We start from the raw sequence: 17439 nt of genomic DNA on the forward strand, positions 1-17439 counted from the left end.
CCAGCCAACTGCCGCTTTCACCGCCATGATCGTTTGCGTCTGCCGCCGAGTCTCTGACCGTGAAATCGCACGTCATGTGCGCGCGGGCATGACTTTCGACGAAGTCCAGTTCGAACTCGGCGTGGCCACCCAGTGTGGCCAGTGTGAAGGTTGTGCCCGCGACATCGTGGCGCAGTGCAGTGTCTCTCACCCGGTCGCCGCCCTGAACTGCGAATCGGCGCCGAGAGCGATCCAGCTTGCCAACTCCATCAAGGAAAGCAAAGCATGGAACTCGTCTCGGCTCTCGGCGGCAGCCTGATCCTCGTCGCCGGCTCTGTCTGGTGGATTTTTCGCAAGTAGCGTCTCTGTAGCGGTTTTGCTGCAATCGGGGCACGATTTGTAGTGCCCGCATTCGAATGGTTGATCGTGTCTGACCGCTTTGCCCCCCCTCCCTCCTTTCTTGGCCTGTCGCGCACTGTCGTCATTGCCGGCGGCGTGATCCTGTTTCACGGCGCCGCGCTGTGGGCGCTGCAAAGCGGCCTGCTGCGCCGGGCCGCCGAAGTGGTGATTCCCGTCGAGATCCTGAGCCAGTTCGTCGAACCGCCGAAACCCAAGGCCGATCCGCCACCCCCACCGCCTCCGCCGCCGCAACCCAAGGTGAGCAAGGCACCGCCGCCGCCGCGCCCGCAGGCCATCCGCGAACCCAAGCCGACGCCCGCGCCGAACGCGCCCGCGGGCACCACCGAGCCGCCGCCCCCCCGCCTGCGCCACCGGCACCGCCCGCGCCGCCGGCCCCTCCCGCACCGCCGCCGTCGCCCCCGGCGCCGCCCGCCGTGCAGCTGCCGTCGAGCAATGCCGACTACCTGCAGAACCCGAAGGCGGTCTACCCCGCCATGAGCAAGCGGCTCGGCGAGCAGGGCAAGGTGATCGTGCGCGTGCTCGTGGGCGCCGACGGCCTGCCCAAGAGCGCCGAGGTCAAGAAGTCCAGCGGCTTCGACCGCCTCGACGAGGCCGCCGTCGAATACATCATGAAATGCCGGTTCGTGCCCGGCAAGGTCAACGGCGTGGTGCAGGCCATGTCTTACGACGCCCCCGTCAACTACGTCCTGAACTAATTTTTCTCTGGAGCAACTTCGTATGGATTCCCAATTTGGCTTGATGAACGTCTGGAATCAGGGCGACTTCGTCACCAAGGCTGTCGCGGTTCTGTTGATCGGCATGTCCCTCGCATCGTGGATCGTGATCATCGTGAAGGCGCTCGACGTCATCAAATACAAGCGCCTGGCCAAGCACTCGCAGGACTTCTGGCACAGCGAAGACTTCGCCACCGCCCTGAACAAGCTGGGCACCGACGACAGCAACCCCTTCCGCGCCCTGGCACTCGAAGGCCGCGAAGCCGCCGCCCACCACCGCAACACCAAGGCGCACCTGCATGACGCGCTCGACGTGAGCGACTGGATCACGCGCGCCCTGCGCAACGGCATCGACGCCTTCACGGCGCGCCTGCAGACCGGCCTCGCCATCCTCGCTTCGGTGGGTTCGACGGCGCCGTTCATCGGCCTGTTCGGCACCGTCTGGGGCATCTACCACGCGCTGATGAGCATCGGCTCGGCCGGCCAGGCGACCATCGACAAGGTGGCCGGCCCGATCGGCGAAGCGCTGATCATGACGGCCCTGGGCCTGGCGGTCGCCATCCCCGCCGTGCTGGGCTACAACGCCCTGGTGCGCGGCAACAAATTCGTGCTGACCAAGCTCAACAGCTTCGCCCACGACCTGCACGCCTACTTCGTGACCGGCGCCCGCGTGCAAAGCGGCGGCAATGAAGCGATCGTGGTTCCCCTCAAGAAGGGCTGAGCAGCATCATGGCTTTCGGAACGCAAGACGAACCCGATGAGGTGATGAACGAGATCAACATGACGCCGCTGGTCGACGTCATGCTGGTGCTCCTGATCATCTTCATCATCACCGTGCCGGTCATGAAGCACGCGGTCAACATTGACCTGCCCCGCGCCAGCAGCGAACCTGAGCAGCCCAAGCCGCAGAACATCCTGTTCAGCGTCACGGCCGACGGCGCCTACTACTGGAACGAGCAGAAGATCGACGACAGCGAGCTGCCGAACCGCCTGGCCGCCGAAGCGGCCAAGGAACCGCAGCCCGAGCTGCACATCCGCGGCGACAAGGCTGTGCGCTACGAGCGCGTGGCCAAGGCCATGGCCGAGGCGCGCGAAGCCGGCGTGCGCAAGATCGGCTTCATCACCGAGCCCGACACGAAGTGATCTGAACGGGTGAATGACGGATCGAAAAAAAGTTGATCGCGACGATTGACTTTATATTGAGAATCATTATCATTCACTCATCGCTTCCATAAAAGGGAACTCCAGATGCCAGCCACCCCGAATGCCTTTTCTGTCCTGAACCACCCTTCGCTCGACCAATCGGGTGGCGGTCATGTGTCGATCCAGGCTGCGCGTCCGGCGCCGATGGTCGAAAGCACGGAGCTCCTGAAAGGAAGCAAGACCGTGGGCATCATGCACAACGGCTCGCTCTACCGGCTTCAAGCCACCAAACTCGGCAAGCTGATCCTGACCAAGTAGGTCGTTCAGCCCGCCCCTCGCGCAAGTTTCATCGTGGGGCGACTCGAGGAGATTCATCTCCGAAGGGTCGTTTTTTGCTAGCCAACGGTTCGCCGACTAGCCAAGCTTTTTTTCACGCTGAAGCCCCGAAAAAGAAAACGCCGACCATCTGGTCGGCGTTTTGCTTTGGGCGAATGAAAAGGCTTACAGGCCGAGCGCGGCGATGCCGGCCTTGGCGATCTGCGCATCTTCGTTCGACTTCACGCCGCTCACGCCCACAGCGCCGATGACGTGGCCGTCCTTCACGATCGGCACGCCGCCTTCGAGCAGGCCTTCCACCAGGGGCGCCGTCAGGAACGCGGTGCGGCCGCCGTTGATGATGTCTTCATAGACCTTGCTCTCGCGACGGCCCATGGCGGCGGTGTGTGCCTTGGCCGGAGCGATGTGCGAGGACAGCGCGGCGGCACCGTCCAGGCGCTGCAGCCAGAGCAGGTTGCCGGCGTCGTCGGAGATGGCGATGGTCACGGCCCAGTTGTTCTTCAGGGCCTCGGCTTCCGCTGCAGCGGCGATGGCCTTGACGTCGGCGAGTTCGAGGAATGATTTGGTCTTCATGGATAGGCTCAGGTTGCGTCGAAACCCGACAGCATAACGGCGGGGCGCCGCAGCGTCCCACCGGGGCTTAAGAACAACGGGCATACGGTCTTTGCAAGGCCCCCTCTTGCAGCCCCCTAGAATGCGCCCAACTGCGTGTCATTGCATGCAGCAACCTCAGGAGCTTCGGCCATGAACGACCGTGTGACCACCCTCGACACTTCCACCGGCTACGGCCAGACACTGCCGCAGGCCGAACGCCAGCGCGTGCTGCGCAATACCTATTGGCTGCTGGCGCTGAGCCTGCTGCCCACCGTGCTGGGCGCCTGGATCGGCGTGAGCACCGGCATCACCCGCTCGCTCACCGGCGGACTCGGCCTGATCGTCTTCCTGGGCGGCGCCTTCGGCTTCATGTTCGCGATCGAGAAGACCAAGAACTCCGCCGCCGGCGTGCCGGTGCTGCTGGGTTTCACCTTCTTCATGGGCCTGATGCTGTCGCGCCTGCTCGCGATGGTGCTGGGCTTCAAGAACGGCCCCGAGCTGATCATGACGGCCTTCGGCGGCACCGCTGGCGTGTTCTTCGTGATGGCCTCGCTGGCCACGGTCATCAAGCGCGACCTGTCGGGCATGGGCAAGTTCCTGTTCGTCGGCGCCCTGGTGCTGATGCTCGGCGCTGTCATCAACGTCTTCGTGGGCTCGAGCACCGGCATGCTGGTGATCTCGGTGGCAGCCATTGGCATCTTCTCGGCCTACATGCTCTATGACCTGAAGCAGATCATGGACGGCGGCGAAACCAACTACATCAGCGCCACGCTGGCCCTGTACCTGGACATGTTCAACGTGTTCCAGAGCCTGCTGGCCCTGCTGGGCATCTTCGGCGGCGAGCGCGACTGAGCGGCTTGCTCCGACCCCAATAAAAAAGGCCCCGCGGGGCCTTTTTTCATTCCAGCTCGAAAACCGCGATCGACTCGACGTGCGCGGTGTGCGGGAACATGTTCACCACGCCCGCGAAGGTGCAGCGGTAGCCCGCCTGGTGCACGAGCAGGCCGGCGTCGCGCGCCAGCGTCGACGGGTTGCAGCTCACGTACACGATGCGCTTGGGCGGCGTCCAGCCACCGGTGCGCAGTTCAGGCTGCTGGTGCAGGTCGGCCATGGCCTTGGCCAGCGCGAAGGCACCTTCGCGCGGCGGATCGACCAGCCACTTGTCGGCACTGCCGTCGGCCACCAGCATCTCGGGCGTCATGTCGAACAGGTTGCGCGCCACGAACCGGGTGGCCGACAGCGCACGCCGCTCGGGCGTTGCAGGCTGGTTTCTCTGGAAGTTGTCGGTGGCGCGTGCCACCAGCGTGTCGCTGCCCTCGATGCCGAGCACTTCGCGCGCCTGGCTCGCCAGCGGCAGCGTGAAGTTGCCCAGGCCGCAGAACCAGTCGATCACGCGCTCCTCGGGCTGCACGTCGAGCAGGCGCAGCGCCTTGCCGACCAGCGCACGGTTGATGTGCGGGTTGACCTGGGTGAAATCGGTGGGCTTGAACGGCATCGTCACGCCGAACGCGGGCAGGCGGTAGGCCAGTGGCGTGCCGCCCTCTTCCAGCAGCTTCACGGTGTCCGGGCCCTTGGCCTGCAGCCACCATTGAACGCCCTCGTTCTCGGCGGCGAACGCCTTGAGCCGCCCGATGTCGGCGCCCGACAGCGGCTCCAGGTGCCGCAGCACCAGGGCGATGGTGCCCAGCGCGGTCGAGTCCGGCGCGTCGCCGCAGGCCAGCTCGATCTGCGGGCAGGTGTCGCGCGCGTCCATGGAGCCGATCAGCGCGCGCAGCGGCATCAGCATGGCGCTGACCTGCTTGGGCAGCACGGGGCAGACCTGCATGTCGGCCAGGTAGCGGCTCTTGCGCTCGTGAAAGCCGATCAGCACCGTGCCCTTCTTGACCACGTGGCGCACCGACAGGCGCGCGCGGTAGCGGTAGTGCCAGGCCGGGCCTTCGAGCGGGCGCAGCAGGTTCTCGGGCTTGACCTTGCCCAGGTGCCAGAGGTTGTCTTCCAGCGCACGCTGCTTCACCGCCACCTGGGCGGCGGCGTCCAGGTGCTGCATCTTGCAGCCGCCGCACGCGCCCGTGTGCAGGCCGAAGTGCGGGCAACCCGGTCGCACGCGCTGCGAGGACTCGCGGCGGATCTGCGTGACCGTGCCCTGCTCCCAGTTGTTCTTGCGGCGGTGGACGTTGAACTGCACCTCCTCGAAGGGCAATGCGCCTTCGATGAACACGACCATGCCGTCGGACTTGTGGGAGACGCCTTGCGCGTCCAGGTCGAGCGACTCGACCTGGAGCCATTCATCGGCGGGGCTCGCGGGGACTTTCTTTTCTTCGATGGATTCCGTCATCCCCCGATTGTCTCAGCGTGGCCGGGGCGGTCCCGGCGCGACGGGTTACCTTCTTTTCTTTACACCGCTAGAACAGCGCGTCACGGCCGACGCCGGAGCGCGCCAGCTGCTTGCGCATCTTGGCCAGGGCCTCGTTCTGGATCTGCCGCACGCGCTCGCGCGTCAGGCCCAGCCGCACGCTCAGCACCTCGAGCGTCTCGGGCTCCCGGTCGTGCAGGCCGTAGCGGCCTTCGAGCACCTCGCGCTCCCGCGCATTGAGGGCCTGCACCCACTGGTCGAGCAGGCGTTCCACCTCGTGCGTGTGCGTCACGCCGGCGGGGTTGCCCTGCTCGTCGTCGGAGGCCACGGTGTCGGCCAGCGTGAAGCCTTCTTCGCCGCGCGCGTCGCCCGCATCGAGCGAACGCGGCGCCTCGGCCAGCGCCAGCAGGTCGGCCACCGCCTGCACCTCGCGACCGAGCAGCGCGGCCACGTCCTCGACGCGCACGCCGTCCGGCCGGCTCGCGAGGAACTCCGCATCGCCCTCGAGCGTGCGACGCGCGCGCAGGACCTGCTGCAGTTCGCGCACGACATGCACCGGCAGGCGGATCGCCCGCGACTGCGTGATGACGGCGCGCTCGACCGACTGGCGGATCCACCAGGTCGCATACGTGGAGAAGCGAAACCCGCGTTCGGGCTCGAACTTGGTGATGGCATGCATCAACCCGAGGTTGCCTTCCTCGATGAGATCGGACAGCGGCATGCCACGCCCCAGGTAGTTCTTGGCGATGTTGACCACGAGCCGCAGGTTGTGCTCGATCATCGATTGCCGCGCCGCGAAGTCGCCGGCGCGTGCGGCGCAGGCGGTGGTGTATTCCTCGGCGGGAGTGAAGAGCCCGGTGCGCCGGACCTGGCGCAGGTAGATGGTCAGGGCATCGGCGCCCTCGCCGCCCATGACTTCGGTGCTGGCACCGTGAACCGAAGCCGACGCTGCAGAAGCGATCGGCAGGCTGTGGTCGGAGTCTTCGGGAAGGGAGTCTGCGTTCAGCGGCTCGTCGCCGCTGTCCTGATGGCCATTGCGGCCACCGTTGCTTCGAGGTGAAGGGCTGCCCTGCCCCGCCAGCCCACGCACGGGCAGTGTGCGAAGAGGGCGGGAGGCAGCCATGGCATCACCGATTGGGCAGGTAGCGCGACGGGTCGACGGGCTTGCCCTGGCGGCGGATCTCGAAATGCAGCTTCACGCGATCGGCATCGCTGTTGCCCATTTCGGCGATCTTCTGGCCCTTCTGAACCGACTGGTCTTCCTTCACGAGCAGCGTCTGGTTGTGCGCATATGCCGTGAGGTAGGTGTTGTTGTGCTTCAGGATGATCAGGTTGCCGTAGCCGCGCAGGCCGGCACCGGCGTAGACCACACGGCCGTCGGCCGCGGCCAGCACGGGGTCGCCGGCCTTGCCGCTGATGTCGTAGCCCTTGTTTTTGGCTTCGTCGAAACCGGCGATCAGCGAACCGCTGGCAGGCCAGATCCAGCCCAGGTCGTCGTCGCCCGAGCTGCTCGGGCCCGAAGGCGAGGCCGTGACAGGCGGCTTGGTGGTGCCGCTCGCGCCGCTGGCCGGCACGGCCGGCGTGACAGACGCCTGCGGGGCCACAGGTTTGGTCGTCGCCTCGGTGGACGCAGCAGGCGCAGAGGTGGACGGTGCCGTGGCGACCGCGGTGCTGCCACCGGTCGGCGGAATCACGCGCAACACCTGACCGACCTCGATCAGGTCGGGGTTGTCGAGGTTGTTCCAACGCACAATGTCCTGCCAGCGCTGGCCCGTTTCGCTGCCGATGCGGCGGATGGAGTCACCGGGGCGCACGGCGTAGTAGCCGGGCTTGCCGTAGTTCTCGATACCGGGGAGCGGTTTGCCGGACGCGTCGGTCGTGATGGGAGGACCGCCGGGCGTCGTTGCCCCGGGTGCGCGCGTCATGGTGCCCCGGTCTTCGACCGGTGCGGGACCGCGCGGTGCGGAGCAGCCCGCGATCACGAGCACAACAGCCAACGTGATGCCTGCGAACAAACTCCGATTGCCAAAACCCTGCATTTGTTATTCCTTCAAGCGATGCCCGATTTTAGGGGGACAAAGTGAACCGCCTCAAGAATGCGCCGCTCGAGCCCACGGGGGGTCTTGTCGATCACGACAAGGGCTTGTCCACCGGTGGCGGAATGGGTCGGCGCGACGATGCGCCCGCCCACCGCGAGCTGCGCGATCCAGGCCTCGGGCACGGCCTCGCCGCCTGCCGCAGCGATGATGCCCGCGTACGGCGCGCCCTTCGCGTAGCCGATCATGCCGTCGCCCAACATCAGGTGGACGGTGGCCAGGCGGAAGTGCCGCAGATTGGTGCGCGCGCGCTCGTGCAGTCCGCGCAGGCGTTCGATGCTGTAGACCTCGGTCGCCACTTCGTTCAGCACCGCGGCCTGGTAGCCGCAGCCGGTGCCGATCTCGAGCACGCGGCCCAGCCGTTCCTGCGGCTTGCCGACCAGCGCCGGCGCGCCCAGCAGCAGCTCGATCATGCGGGCCACCACGTTGGGCTTCGAAATGGTCTGCCCCAGCCCGATCGGCAGGCTGGTGTCTTCATAGGCCTGGTTGACCAGCGCGCTGTCGACGAAGCGATGCCGCTCGACGGTGCCCATGGCGCGCAGCACGCGCGCATCGGTGATGCCCTGCGCCGCGAGCTTTTGCACCATGCGCGCCCGCACGGCGTCGGACGCCATGGAGGGCGTGGACGGGACCATCGGCTTGACCGGCACGGCGGGCATGCGCCCGCGCGTGGCGGCCGAGGCGGTGGGGGTCAGTCGAACCGGGAAACTGGGCCGTGGAGGGGTCGCCATGTCGTCAATTGCCGAGACGGGCGACCGTCTCGCGCCATTGGCCCAGGTTGGCGTGGTCGGTCAGGTCGATCTGCAAGGGCGTCAGCGCGATGTGGCCGGCCGCGGTCGCATGGAAGTCGGTGCCCTCCCCGCTGTCCTTGGCGCTGCCTGCACCGGCGATCCAGTACATGGTTTCGCCGCGCGGGCTGTCCTGCGTAATCACCTTTTCGGCGGCGTGGCGACGGCCAAGGCGGCAGACCTTGATCGGCTTCAGCTCGTCGAACGGGCGGTTCGGCACGTTCACGTTGAGCAGGAAGGCGGGGCCACCGAGCATCTTCTCGCGCTCGATCTGCTGCACCAGCCGTCGCGCCACCTGGGCCGCCGCATCCACGTGTGCCCAGCCTTTTTCAATCTGCGAGAAGGCGATGGCCGGGATGCCGAACAGGTAGGCCTCCATCGCCGCGCCCACGGTGCCTGAATAGATGGTGTCGTCGCCCATGTTGGCGCCGTTGTTGATGCCCGAGACCACCAGGTCGGGCCGGTAGTCGAGCAGGCCCTTGAGCGCGATGTGCACGCAATCGGCCGGCGTGCCCGTCACGTAGCGGAAACCGTTGTGCGCCTTGTGCACATACAGCGGCGCGGCCAGCGTGAGTGCGTTCGACTTGGCGCTGTTGTTGTGCTCGGGTGCCACCACCTCGACGTCGGCGATGTCCTTGAGTGCGTCGTGCAACGCGACGATGCCCGGCGCCTGAAAGCCATCGTCATTGGAAATAAGTATCTTCATGGTGCTTCTGGGTGCAGCGGATTGTAGGTGCGGGGTGCGTCGCAGCAGGGACAACGCCACACCACAGCGCCGCCTATCATCGCCCCGAATTCATTGCCCACACGACTCATTCGAAGGAGACCCCGAGCATGCACGCATGGCTTTGCGAAAACCCCACCGGCGTCGACGCGCTGACCTGGAAAGAACTGCCCACCCCCACGCCGGGCCCGGGCCAGGTGCTGATCGAGATCAAGGCCGCCAGCCTGAATTTCCCCGATCTGCTGATCGTGCAGAACAAGTACCAGATGAAGCCGCCGCTGCCCTTCGTTCCCGGATCGGAATATGCGGGCGTGATCCAGGCGGTGGGCGAAGGCGTGACGCACCTCAAGGTCGGCCAGAACGTGGCGTGCCTGTCGGGCACGGGCGGCTTCGGCACCCACACGCTGGCACCCGCCGCGCTGTGCATGCCGCTGCCCGAAGGCTTTGGCCATGTCGACGCGGCCGCTTTCATCATGATCTACGCCACCTCGTGGCACGCACTGATGGACCGCGCGCAACTCAAGGCCGGCGAAACGGTGCTGGTGCTCGGCGCGGCCGGCGGCGTGGGCACCGCGGCCATCCAGATCGCCAAGGCGGCAGGCGCCAAGGTGATTGCAGCGGCATCGACCGACGAGAAGTGCGAGCTCTGCCGCTCGATCGGCGCCGACGCGACGATCAATTACACGACGCACGCACTGCCCAATGGTTTCCGCGATGCCATCAAAGCCGCGACCGACGGCAAAGGCCCGGATGTGATTTACGACCCCGTGGGCGGCGATTTCGCAGAACCCGCATTCCGCTCGATTGGCTGGCGCGGTCGCTATTTGGTGGTCGGTTTTGCATCGGGCCCGATCCCGTCGCTGCCATTGAATCTCACGCTGCTCAAAGGCGCGTCGCTGGTAGGCGTGTTCTGGGGCGATTTCGCCAAGCGCGAACCCAAGGCCAATGCGCAGATGATGGCCGAATTGGCCCAGTGGTACGGCCAGGGAAAAATCAAGCCGGTGATCGACAGCACGATGCCGATGGCCGAATTGAAGGCCGCCTATGCGCACATGGGATCGCGCGGCGTCAAGGGAAAACTCGTGATGGTGAACTGATCGGACGAGCGCGCATCGCCGTGCGCGCCATCCAATAAAAAAGCCCGCCGAAGCGGGCTTTTTTATTGGGCGAATGTCCAACTGCTTCTGCAGGCAATCACTTGATCTCGTAATCGGAGAGCGACTTGCCGGCTGCCAGGGCTTCCGTGACCCAGCGCGGCTTGCGGCCACGGCCACCGGACCAGGTTTCGCCCGTCGGGCCGCGGTATTTGGCGGCGGCCTTGGCGGCTGCAGGACCTGCGCTGCGCTTGGTTGCGGCGGCGCGACCACCACCCAGCTTCAGATCGGAAGCGGTCAAACCGTATTCCGCAATCTTCCTGCGCACTTCTTCGATCACGCCGGCCCGTTCCTGGTTACGCAGGTCTTCGGCCTGCTTGCGCAATTGCGCAATCTGCTCGTCGTGCTTCTGGATCTGGGAATTGATATCGGCGAGTGACGAAGCCATTGTTGGACTCCTGTTGTGAATTGAAAACGGCTGAATTCTAATTCAAACCACTTTTGCCACAAGCGCCTTTTCAGCAGAAAAATGCAGGCGCATTGGCGGAATGCAACAACCCGCAACACACGCGCACCATTTTGGGTACTTTCAAAATCGGGGCGGAGGAGGAAAGAATGCGGCGTGCAACCTGGCGCTTGAAGCGACGGCGAAGCCAGAAATGACAACGCCGGGCAAGCCCGGCGTTGGAATCCCTTGGGTGCTATTGAGAAATAGCGCTGGGACTGAATTTTTTGGGGTGGCTGATGGGACTCGAACCCACGACGACCAGAATCACAATCTGGGACTCTACCAACTGAGCTACAGCCACCGTAGAGCCTCTGATTGTAGCGTTAAAAATCGCGGCTTTCGCTCCCGCGATCACCAAAGACGCTGAAATGCCACATCGACATGCGGCCCAACGCCTTCAGAGGCCGTCCGCGATGGCCTGCCGCCACACATGCGTCCTGCCCCATGGGCATAACTTCGCAGTCACCCGTTCGATGTGGCAGGCCGACGCCGACGCGCGAATGGCTCCGCTATCATGAATGCGAGCGGCCCGACCGGGCCCGGCTTTCGCCACTTCACTTCATCAAAGGAACTTCTTCATGAGCATCGTCTGGACTATCCTGATCGGGTTCGTCGTGGGTCTCGTGGCGCGCGCCGTCAAGCCGGGCAACGATTCCGCCGGCTTCATCGTGACCACGCTGATCGGCATTGCAGGTTCGCTGGGCGTGACCTACCTCGGCCAGGCAATGGGCTGGTACACCGCCGGCCAGGGCGCCGGCTTCATCGCATCCGTGCTGGGCGCGATCGTGCTGCTGATTCTCTACGGCCTCATCAAGCGCAAGAGCTGACCCCCCTGACGCCGTACCGCGCAACGCGGCCGGCGATTCTTCCGGCTGCCTGGGCCTCACACTTCTTCAGCCAGCCTCGCGAGGCTTCCCGCCAATGCCCCGCAAACCACGCGCCCGTCATCACGTCTATGTGGTCGAACTCGACGACCGCGTCTGGAACAACGGCCGCTTCCGGCGCGCCAACCCCGACTACCAGCTCGGCAAGCCCTTCGTCTATGTCGGAATGACCGGCCTGGACCCCGACATCCGTTTCGACAAGCACAAGGCCGGCATCCAGGCCAATCGCTTCGTGCAGGAATTCGGCCTACGGCTGTTGCCCGCGCTCTACGAACGCTACAACCCGATGCCGTACGACGATGCGCGGCTGATGGAGGTCGACCTGGGCATCGCCCTGCGCCGCGCCGGCTACGGCGTCTGGCAGGCCTGACGCGGTTCAGGAGTAGGTGACCCAGTCCGCATACGCCGGGCCGTCGAGGTGCGGCAAGGTGTTGTAGGTCACGAGCATGTGCCGCTTCGGCGTGAAGGCGAACTCGGTCACCGAGCTGTTGCGGATGCGCAGGTTGAGTTCGATGGTCGTCTCGGCGCTCGTGCCCAGCACGTGGCCGACCGCGGTGCTGATCGGCCCGCCACTCGACACCACCAGCACCTTCGCGCCGTGGTGCCGCTCGCGCACATGGTCGAGCGCCGTGGTCACGCCGGCCAGGAAGTCGACGTAGCTCGGCATGCCGACCGGCGCCGTGCGCCCCTGCATCCACGCGCCGAGCCCATCGCGCAGCAGGCGGAAATGATGGCGGTACATCTCGGGCGAATCGGGCTTCTCGAGCTTGCCCTGGTGCACCGTGGCAATGACGGCTTCGCTGTCGTACTCGTTGAGCCCCGGCCATGGGAGCACGTCGTCACGCGACAGCCCGAGCCCCTGCGCGATGCCCTCCCAGGTCTGCTTGTGGCGCTTCAGCGTGCCGGTGATGACGGCATCGAAACGCATGCCGCGCTCGCGCCAGTATTCACCCAGGCGCACGGACTGCCGGTGTCCGAGTTCGCTCAGGTTGTCATAGTCGGCAGCACCGAAACTGGCCTGCCCGTGGCGCACGAGGTAAAGGGTTCCCATGCGCCGGATTCTGGCAAGAAGCGCGACACGCGCTTGTCCCTCGTGCGACCAAAAAAAAAGCCCGGGTCGTCGAACCCGGGCTTGTGGCGAGCAGCGGTTGCCCGTCTGATCAGCGCGCCGCTGCAGCGGTGGGCAGCGTGTCGGCCGGCTTCGGCACGAGGATCTCCACCTTGAAGCGTTGCTTCAGCAACTCGTAGTAGGCAGCGGCTTCGGCAGCAGTCACCGACTGGGCGATCTGCATGCTTTCCTGCTGCGCCTGTTCGACCGTCGGCGGCGTGCGCGGCACGACCTTGGTCACGCGGACCACGGCATAGCCTTGCGTGCCGAGGTCCACGCCGAGCAGCGCGGGCAGCTTGGCGCCGTCGGCACGCAGTGCGGCGTCGATCACCGGTGCGGGCTGCGACTGCGCATCGATGCGCGACACCGTGACCGGCGCGCCGAAGGTGGCGCCGTCGGCCTTCACCTTCCAGGCGGCGAGCTTGGCTTCGCCCTCGGTCTTGGCCAATGCTGCGGCGCGCTCGGTGATGAGCTGTGCGCGGATCTTGTCCTTCACCTCGGCCAGCGGAATCGGATGCGCGGCCGTGTACTGCGTCACGCGGCCCGATGCGAGCTGGTTCGGACCGACTTCGATGGCTTCGGTGTTCTGCTTGCGGTCCAGCGAGTCGGAGGCATACAGCGCCTGCAGGAAGTTGCGGCTGGCGAGCGCGCCGGTGGCGCCCGGCGCGGGCGTGCGCGGCACGTTGGTGGCGGTCTGGATCGTGAGCTTCAGCTTCTCGGCGGCCGGCTTCAGGCTCTCGGGTTGCTGATAGACGGTGTCCGTGAAAATTTCCGCAGCCTTCGCGAATTCCTGCGTGGCCTGTTGGGCGCGCACGTCGTTCTCGATGGTCGCGCGCACCTTCTCGAACGGCGGCACCACGGCCGGCTTGATGTCGGTCAGCTGGATGATGTGATAGCCGAACTCGGTCTCGACGAGGTCGCTGATGTCGCCCTTCTTGAGCGCGAACATCGCGTCTTCGAAAGGCTTGACCATCGCGCCGCGCGTGACGAAGTCGAGGTCGCCGCCCTTCTCGGCCGAGCCGGGGTCCTGCGAGTTCTTGCGTGCCACGTCGGCGAAGGTGTTCGGCGCCTTCTTCACGTCGGCCAGCAACTGCTCGGCCTTGGCCTTCGCCTTGGCGCGGTCGCCGCTGGACATGCTGGCCGGCGCCGTGATCAGGATGTGGCTTGCACGGCGTTCTTCCTTGGTGCCGAAGCGCGCGGTGTTCTGTTCGTAGTAGGTCTTGAGGTCGGCTTCGTTCGCGACGATGTTCTTCTTCGCGGCTTCGAGGTCGAGCACGAGGTACTCGATGCTGGCCTGCTCCGGCGCCTGGAACTGCGACGTGTGGTCCTTGTAGTAGGTCTCGATGTCGGCATCGCTGACCGTGACCTTCGACGCGAAGCTCTCGGGCGCGAAGCGCGCGACCTGGATTTCACGGCGGTCGTAGAAGGCATTCACCGTGGCCGCGGTCAGTGCCGCCGGTGCGAAACTCGTGCCCGTCACGCCCAGCAGCACCTGCTGCGAGGCCATGTCGGCGCGCACCGATGCTTCGTACTGCTCGGGCGTGCGGCCGGTGGCGCGCAGGAAGGCTTCGCGGTCGAACTTGCCGTCGGCCGTGCGGAACGCAGCCAGGCCGGCGTCCTGCGCGAACATGCGTGTAAGGCGGTCTTCGGACACCGACATGTTGGTCTTGACCGCCGCAGCCGCCAGCACGCGATCGCGCACCATGCGTTCCAGCGTGGCGTAGCGCAGCGCGTCGGAGTCGAGCAGCGTCGGATCGACGTTGGGCGACTGCTGGCGGATGCGGTCGGTCTCGACGCGGTGCTGCTGGTCCCACTCGGGCTTGGTGATGTCATGGCCCTGGATGCGGGCCACCTTCTCGTCGCCGCCCATGCCCTGGTAGCGCTCGACACCAAAGAAGACGAACGAGGGAATGATCAGCAAGAACAAGAAAATCATCACGACTTTGTTGTACTTGCGGAAGGTATCAAACATGCTTGAACACTCTTTTTCGACGGGCGCCGGACGGCAATAAAAAAGGCGAACCGGTGTTCGCCTTTGCATCGGGTGGTGGTGGGTGCTGAGGGGCTCGAACCCCCGACCTACGCCTTGTAAGGGCGCCGCTCTACCAACTGAGCTAAGCACCCCACCTTGAATACTCTCCGAGTCTACAGCCTCAGTTCAGCGCGTCTTTGAGCGCCTTGCCGGGACGGAACTTCGGGATCTTGGCTGCCTTGATTTTAATCGCGTCGCCGGTGCGGGGATTCCGGCCGGTGCGGGCTGCGCGTTTGCCGACTGCGAAAGTGCCGAAACCGACGAGCGACACGGAACCGCCCTTCTTGAGCGTGGTACGAATGGCGCCAATGGTGGATTCGAGCGCACGGGTCGCTGCGGCTTTGGAAATATCGGCGTTCTTTGCGATGTGCTCAATCAGTTCGGTCTTGTTCACAAGGGCCCCTTGTCGAAAAAAAGTTGGTCGGCTTTCGTCAGCTGCGACCTGGCCGCGACGGGAGCGACTCAAGAACATGGCAGGCCTGACGCCTCGGCAGCTCACTGCCAGCGAGGATTACAACCACTGGTCTGCGGGGTGTCAATAAGACACAGCGCACTGCAGCCCAGCGGAGCGCGCGATTTTAGGGGCGTTTCGCGACGTACTTTTCAAAGGGCCTCGGCAATTGCCTTTCCGAGGTCGGCCGTGCCCGCCCGACCGCCGATGTCCGGCGTGCGCGGTGCGCCGCTTTGGGGCGCGAGCACCTTCTCGATGGTCGCCAGGATCGCGTCGTGCGCGTCCTTGTGGCCGAGGAACTCCAGCATCATCGCGCCGCACCAGATCTGCCCGATCGGGTTGGCGATGCCCTGGCCGGCGATGTCCGGCGCCGAGCCGTGCACCGGCTCGAACAACGAGGGCGTGGTGCGCTCGGGGTTGAGGTTGGCGCTGGGCGCGATGCCGATGGTGCCGGTGCAGGCCGGGCCCAGGTCGGACAGGATGTCGCCGAACAGGTTGCTCGCCACCACCACGTCGAAGAAGTCGGGCCGCTGCACGAAGTGCGCCGTGAGGATGTCGATGTGGAACTTGTCCAGCGTGATGCCCGGGTAGCCCTTGGCCATTTCCACCACGCGCTCGTCCCAGTACGGCATGGTGATCGAGATGCCGTTCGACTTGGTGGCGCTGGTCAGGTGCTTCTTCGGCCGCGACTGCGCGAGCTCGAAGGCGAACTTCAGCACGCGGTCGACGCCCACGCGCGACATCACGGTTTCCTGCACCACGATCTCGCGCGGCGTGCCCTGGTACATGCGCCCACCGATGCTCGAGTACTCGCCCTCGGTGTTCTCGCGCACGATGTACATGTCGATCTCGCCAGGCGCGCGCGGCGTGCCGTCGCGGCGCACCACGGGCGCGACGATGCCGGGCATCAGGCGCGCGGGACGCAGGTTGATGTACTGGTCGAACTCGCGGCGGAACATGAGCAGCGAACCCCACAGCGACACGTGGTCGGGAATCTTCTCGGGCCAGCCGACCGCGCCGAAGAAGATGGCGTCGTGGCCGCCGATCTGGTCCTTCCAGTTGTCGGGCAGCATCTGGCCGTGCTTCTCGTAATAGTCCCAGCTCGAGAAGTCGAAGTGGTCGAACTTCAGGTCGATGCCGAATTTGCGCGCCGCCGCATCGAGCACGCGCAGCCCCTCGGGCATGACTTCCTTGCCGATGCCGTCGCCGGCGATGACTGCGATTCTGTGGGTGCTCATGAAGTGGCTCCTGGGTGTTCGGGGGAAACGAAAAAATTGAGCGCCTCGCCCAGCAAGGCATCGGGGGCTTCTTCGGGGATGTAGTGGCCGCAAGGCAAGGCGCGGCCCGACACGTCGTCGGCCCGTTCGCGCCACAGCGAGAGCACATCAAACGCGCGCCCCACCGTCCCGTGCTCGCCCCACAGCACGCGCAGCGGCTGCGCGAGGCGGCGGCCGGCGGCGATGTCGGCACGGTCGTGCACGAGGTCGATGGTGGCGGAGGCGCGGTAGTCCTCGCAGATGGATTCGGCCGTGCCCGGGATGGCAATGCAGCGTTCGTACTCGGCCAGCACCTCGGGCGCGAACGGCGCGAGCCCCGCATGCCGCCCGCCCATCACGCTGCGCACGTAGCGCACCGGGTCGGAGGCAATCAGCGCCTCGGGCAGCGGCGGCGGCTGGATCAGGAAGAACCAGTGCCAGTAGGCCTTGGCAAATGCTTCGGAGGTGTGTTCATACATGGCCAGCGTCGGCGCGATGTCGAGCAGCAGCATGCGCTCGACCGCGCCGGGATGGTCGGCCGCGAGCCGGTGCGCCACGCGCGCGCCGCGGTCGTGCGCGAGCACGGCGAAGCGTTCGAAACCATGGTGGCGCATGGCGGCCAGCGCGTCGTGCGCCATCTCCCGCTTGCTGTAGACCGCATGTTCGGCGTCGGCCGCCGGTCGGCCCGAGTCGCCGTAGCCGCGCAGGTCCACGGCCACCACCGTGAAGCGCTCGGCCAGCGCGGGCGCCACGCGGTGCCAGATCGCATGCGTCTGCGGATGGCCGTGCAACAGCAGCAAGGGAGCGCCCTGCCCGCCGATGCGACCGTGGATGCGCACGCCATCGCGGGCGATGTCGAAGCGGGGAAAGTCGAGGAAGGAAGCCGTCACGCCGCGATTGTGCGTTGCACCCCGGCGGCCATCAAGCAACAATCAGCCAATTCATACTTTCCACTTTGGC

At 65.7% G+C, this 17439-nt stretch carries 20 protein-coding genes, 2 tRNA genes and 1 pseudogene; 9 read left to right on the forward strand and 14 right to left on the reverse strand.

What is annotated here, in order from left to right:
* Positions 1 to 25 precede the first annotated feature (25 nt).
* The 5 genes and pseudogenes from FFI97_RS11935 (at position 26) to hemP (ending at position 2573) form a co-directional block, all read left to right on the forward strand.
* A complete protein-coding gene (locus tag FFI97_RS11935) occupies positions 26 to 298 on the forward strand; it encodes a bacterioferritin-associated ferredoxin (RefSeq protein WP_062473051.1) in 273 nt (90 codons plus the stop codon).
* Positions 299 to 399: 101 nt separating this feature from the next.
* Positions 400 to 1094: pseudogene (locus FFI97_RS11940) on the forward strand (energy transducer TonB).
* A 22-nt stretch (positions 1095 to 1116) separates the two neighbouring features.
* Positions 1117 to 1833 carry a MotA/TolQ/ExbB proton channel family protein gene (locus FFI97_RS11945; RefSeq protein WP_139706092.1) on the forward strand — a complete coding sequence of 239 codons (717 nt, stop codon included), beginning with the start codon at positions 1117 to 1119 and terminating at the stop codon, positions 1831 to 1833.
* Positions 1834 to 1841: 8 nt separating this feature from the next.
* Entirely contained in the window at positions 1842 to 2255 is a 414-nt protein-coding gene (locus FFI97_RS11950; protein ID WP_062479026.1) for an ExbD/TolR family protein, read from the forward strand.
* A gap of 105 nt (positions 2256 to 2360) precedes the next feature.
* Positions 2361 to 2573, forward strand: coding sequence for a hemin uptake protein HemP (gene hemP / locus FFI97_RS11955; RefSeq protein ID WP_056583081.1), 213 nt, complete (start codon positions 2361 to 2363; stop codon positions 2571 to 2573).
* Positions 2574 to 2756: 183 nt separating this feature from the next.
* Here hemP and FFI97_RS11960 read toward each other — a convergent pair whose 3' ends face one another.
* The gene (locus tag FFI97_RS11960) at positions 2757 to 3164 is read right to left on the reverse strand and encodes a GlcG/HbpS family heme-binding protein (protein WP_056583078.1); all 408 of its coding nucleotides are present in this window, start codon (positions 3162 to 3164) and stop codon (positions 2757 to 2759) included.
* A gap of 171 nt (positions 3165 to 3335) precedes the next feature.
* Between FFI97_RS11960 and FFI97_RS11965 the strand changes: the two genes are divergently transcribed.
* Positions 3336 to 4037: a Bax inhibitor-1/YccA family protein gene (locus tag FFI97_RS11965; protein ID WP_062479032.1), complete on the forward strand. Its 702-nt coding sequence runs from the start codon at positions 3336 to 3338 to the stop codon at positions 4035 to 4037.
* A 46-nt stretch (positions 4038 to 4083) separates the two neighbouring features.
* Here FFI97_RS11965 and rlmD read toward each other — a convergent pair whose 3' ends face one another.
* The 5 genes from rlmD to surE form a co-directional block, all read right to left on the reverse strand.
* Positions 4084 to 5520, reverse strand: coding sequence for a 23S rRNA (uracil(1939)-C(5))-methyltransferase RlmD (gene rlmD / locus FFI97_RS11970; RefSeq protein WP_139706094.1), 1437 nt, complete (start codon positions 5518 to 5520; stop codon positions 4084 to 4086).
* A 67-nt stretch (positions 5521 to 5587) separates the two neighbouring features.
* Positions 5588 to 6661 carry a sigma-70 family RNA polymerase sigma factor gene (locus tag FFI97_RS11975; RefSeq protein ID WP_139706096.1) on the reverse strand — a complete coding sequence of 358 codons (1074 nt, stop codon included), beginning with the start codon at positions 6659 to 6661 and terminating at the stop codon, positions 5588 to 5590.
* Between the two features lie 4 nt (positions 6662 to 6665).
* On the reverse strand, positions 6666 to 7577 hold the full coding sequence (locus tag FFI97_RS11980; RefSeq protein WP_139706098.1) for a peptidoglycan DD-metalloendopeptidase family protein: 912 nt from the start codon (positions 7575 to 7577) through the stop codon (positions 6666 to 6668).
* 11 nt (positions 7578 to 7588) lie between these two features.
* Entirely contained in the window at positions 7589 to 8365 is a 777-nt protein-coding gene (locus FFI97_RS11985) for a protein-L-isoaspartate(D-aspartate) O-methyltransferase (RefSeq protein WP_062479039.1), read from the reverse strand.
* A gap of 4 nt (positions 8366 to 8369) precedes the next feature.
* A complete protein-coding gene (surE, locus tag FFI97_RS11990) occupies positions 8370 to 9128 on the reverse strand; it encodes a 5'/3'-nucleotidase SurE (RefSeq protein WP_139706100.1) in 759 nt (252 codons plus the stop codon).
* Between the two features lie 128 nt (positions 9129 to 9256).
* On the opposite strand from surE, the gene FFI97_RS11995 reads away from it, so the two are divergent.
* Entirely contained in the window at positions 9257 to 10243 is a 987-nt protein-coding gene (locus tag FFI97_RS11995) for an NADPH:quinone oxidoreductase family protein (RefSeq protein WP_095744683.1), read from the forward strand.
* Positions 10244 to 10340: 97 nt separating this feature from the next.
* Here FFI97_RS11995 and FFI97_RS12000 read toward each other — a convergent pair whose 3' ends face one another.
* Both FFI97_RS12000 and FFI97_RS12005 read right to left on the reverse strand, forming a co-directional pair.
* Positions 10341 to 10688, reverse strand: a complete 348-nt coding sequence (locus FFI97_RS12000) for an H-NS family nucleoid-associated regulatory protein (protein ID WP_056583066.1) — start codon at positions 10686 to 10688, stop codon at positions 10341 to 10343.
* 285 nt (positions 10689 to 10973) lie between these two features.
* Positions 10974 to 11049 (reverse strand) — tRNA-His (locus tag FFI97_RS12005).
* 277 nt (positions 11050 to 11326) lie between these two features.
* On the opposite strand from FFI97_RS12005, the gene FFI97_RS12010 reads away from it, so the two are divergent.
* Both FFI97_RS12010 and FFI97_RS12015 read left to right on the forward strand, forming a co-directional pair.
* Positions 11327 to 11575, forward strand: a complete 249-nt coding sequence (locus FFI97_RS12010) for a GlsB/YeaQ/YmgE family stress response membrane protein (protein ID WP_062479046.1) — start codon at positions 11327 to 11329, stop codon at positions 11573 to 11575.
* Positions 11576 to 11669: 94 nt separating this feature from the next.
* Positions 11670 to 12002, forward strand: coding sequence for a hypothetical protein (locus tag FFI97_RS12015; protein ID WP_095744681.1), 333 nt, complete (start codon positions 11670 to 11672; stop codon positions 12000 to 12002).
* A gap of 6 nt (positions 12003 to 12008) precedes the next feature.
* Here the strand turns inward: FFI97_RS12015 and FFI97_RS12020 are convergent, their stop codons facing one another.
* The 6 genes from FFI97_RS12020 to FFI97_RS12045 all read right to left on the reverse strand — a co-directional run bounded on the left by FFI97_RS12020 (position 12009) and on the right by FFI97_RS12045 (position 17369).
* Positions 12009 to 12683, reverse strand: a complete 675-nt coding sequence (locus tag FFI97_RS12020; RefSeq protein ID WP_139706101.1) for a histidine phosphatase family protein — start codon at positions 12681 to 12683, stop codon at positions 12009 to 12011.
* 109 nt (positions 12684 to 12792) lie between these two features.
* Positions 12793 to 14712, reverse strand: coding sequence for a SurA N-terminal domain-containing protein (locus FFI97_RS12025; protein WP_139706103.1), 1920 nt, complete (start codon positions 14710 to 14712; stop codon positions 12793 to 12795).
* A gap of 76 nt (positions 14713 to 14788) precedes the next feature.
* Positions 14789 to 14864, reverse strand: a tRNA-Val gene (locus FFI97_RS12030).
* 29 nt (positions 14865 to 14893) lie between these two features.
* Positions 14894 to 15166: an HU family DNA-binding protein gene (locus tag FFI97_RS12035; protein ID WP_007830705.1), complete on the reverse strand. Its 273-nt coding sequence runs from the start codon at positions 15164 to 15166 to the stop codon at positions 14894 to 14896.
* Between the two features lie 209 nt (positions 15167 to 15375).
* Entirely contained in the window at positions 15376 to 16461 is a 1086-nt protein-coding gene (locus FFI97_RS12040) for a tartrate dehydrogenase (protein WP_062479058.1), read from the reverse strand.
* Positions 16458 to 17369, reverse strand: a complete 912-nt coding sequence (locus FFI97_RS12045) for an alpha/beta fold hydrolase (protein WP_139706105.1) — start codon at positions 17367 to 17369, stop codon at positions 16458 to 16460. Before FFI97_RS12045 ends, FFI97_RS12040 begins: the two co-directional genes overlap by 4 nt.
* Between the last annotated feature and the right edge of the window lie 70 nt (positions 17370 to 17439).

This window comes from Variovorax sp. KBS0712 (assembly GCF_006323185.2).
Classification (GTDB): Bacteria; Pseudomonadota; Gammaproteobacteria; order Burkholderiales; family Burkholderiaceae_C; genus Variovorax; species Variovorax boronicumulans.

What these genes read in the sequence shown, in the direction of transcription:
- FFI97_RS11945 (WP_139706092.1), top strand. Translation starts at nt 1,117, where the DNA reads ATGGATTCCCAATTTGGCTTGATGAACGTCTGGAATCAGGGCGACTTC.
- surE (WP_139706100.1), bottom strand. Translation starts at nt 9,128, where the DNA reads ATGAAGATACTTATTTCCAATGACGATGGCTTTCAGGCGCCGGGCATC.
- FFI97_RS12040 (WP_062479058.1), bottom strand. Translation starts at nt 16,461, where the DNA reads ATGAGCACCCACAGAATCGCAGTCATCGCCGGCGACGGCATCGGCAAG.
- FFI97_RS11995 (WP_095744683.1), top strand. Translation starts at nt 9,257, where the DNA reads ATGCACGCATGGCTTTGCGAAAACCCCACCGGCGTCGACGCGCTGACC.
- FFI97_RS12010 (WP_062479046.1), top strand. Translation starts at nt 11,327, where the DNA reads ATGAGCATCGTCTGGACTATCCTGATCGGGTTCGTCGTGGGTCTCGTG.
- FFI97_RS12000 (WP_056583066.1), bottom strand. Translation starts at nt 10,688, where the DNA reads ATGGCTTCGTCACTCGCCGATATCAATTCCCAGATCCAGAAGCACGAC.
- FFI97_RS11950 (WP_062479026.1), top strand. Translation starts at nt 1,842, where the DNA reads ATGGCTTTCGGAACGCAAGACGAACCCGATGAGGTGATGAACGAGATC.
- FFI97_RS11985 (WP_062479039.1), bottom strand. Translation starts at nt 8,365, where the DNA reads ATGGCGACCCCTCCACGGCCCAGTTTCCCGGTTCGACTGACCCCCACC.
- FFI97_RS11980 (WP_139706098.1), bottom strand. Translation starts at nt 7,577, where the DNA reads ATGCAGGGTTTTGGCAATCGGAGTTTGTTCGCAGGCATCACGTTGGCT.
- FFI97_RS11975 (WP_139706096.1), bottom strand. Translation starts at nt 6,661, where the DNA reads ATGGCTGCCTCCCGCCCTCTTCGCACACTGCCCGTGCGTGGGCTGGCG.
- FFI97_RS12015 (WP_095744681.1), top strand. Translation starts at nt 11,670, where the DNA reads ATGCCCCGCAAACCACGCGCCCGTCATCACGTCTATGTGGTCGAACTC.
- hemP (WP_056583081.1), top strand. Translation starts at nt 2,361, where the DNA reads ATGCCAGCCACCCCGAATGCCTTTTCTGTCCTGAACCACCCTTCGCTC.
- FFI97_RS11935 (WP_062473051.1), top strand. Translation starts at nt 26, where the DNA reads ATGATCGTTTGCGTCTGCCGCCGAGTCTCTGACCGTGAAATCGCACGT.
- FFI97_RS11965 (WP_062479032.1), top strand. Translation starts at nt 3,336, where the DNA reads ATGAACGACCGTGTGACCACCCTCGACACTTCCACCGGCTACGGCCAG.
- FFI97_RS12025 (WP_139706103.1), bottom strand. Translation starts at nt 14,712, where the DNA reads ATGTTTGATACCTTCCGCAAGTACAACAAAGTCGTGATGATTTTCTTG.
- FFI97_RS11960 (WP_056583078.1), bottom strand. Translation starts at nt 3,164, where the DNA reads ATGAAGACCAAATCATTCCTCGAACTCGCCGACGTCAAGGCCATCGCC.
- rlmD (WP_139706094.1), bottom strand. Translation starts at nt 5,520, where the DNA reads ATGACGGAATCCATCGAAGAAAAGAAAGTCCCCGCGAGCCCCGCCGAT.
- FFI97_RS12020 (WP_139706101.1), bottom strand. Translation starts at nt 12,683, where the DNA reads ATGGGAACCCTTTACCTCGTGCGCCACGGGCAGGCCAGTTTCGGTGCT.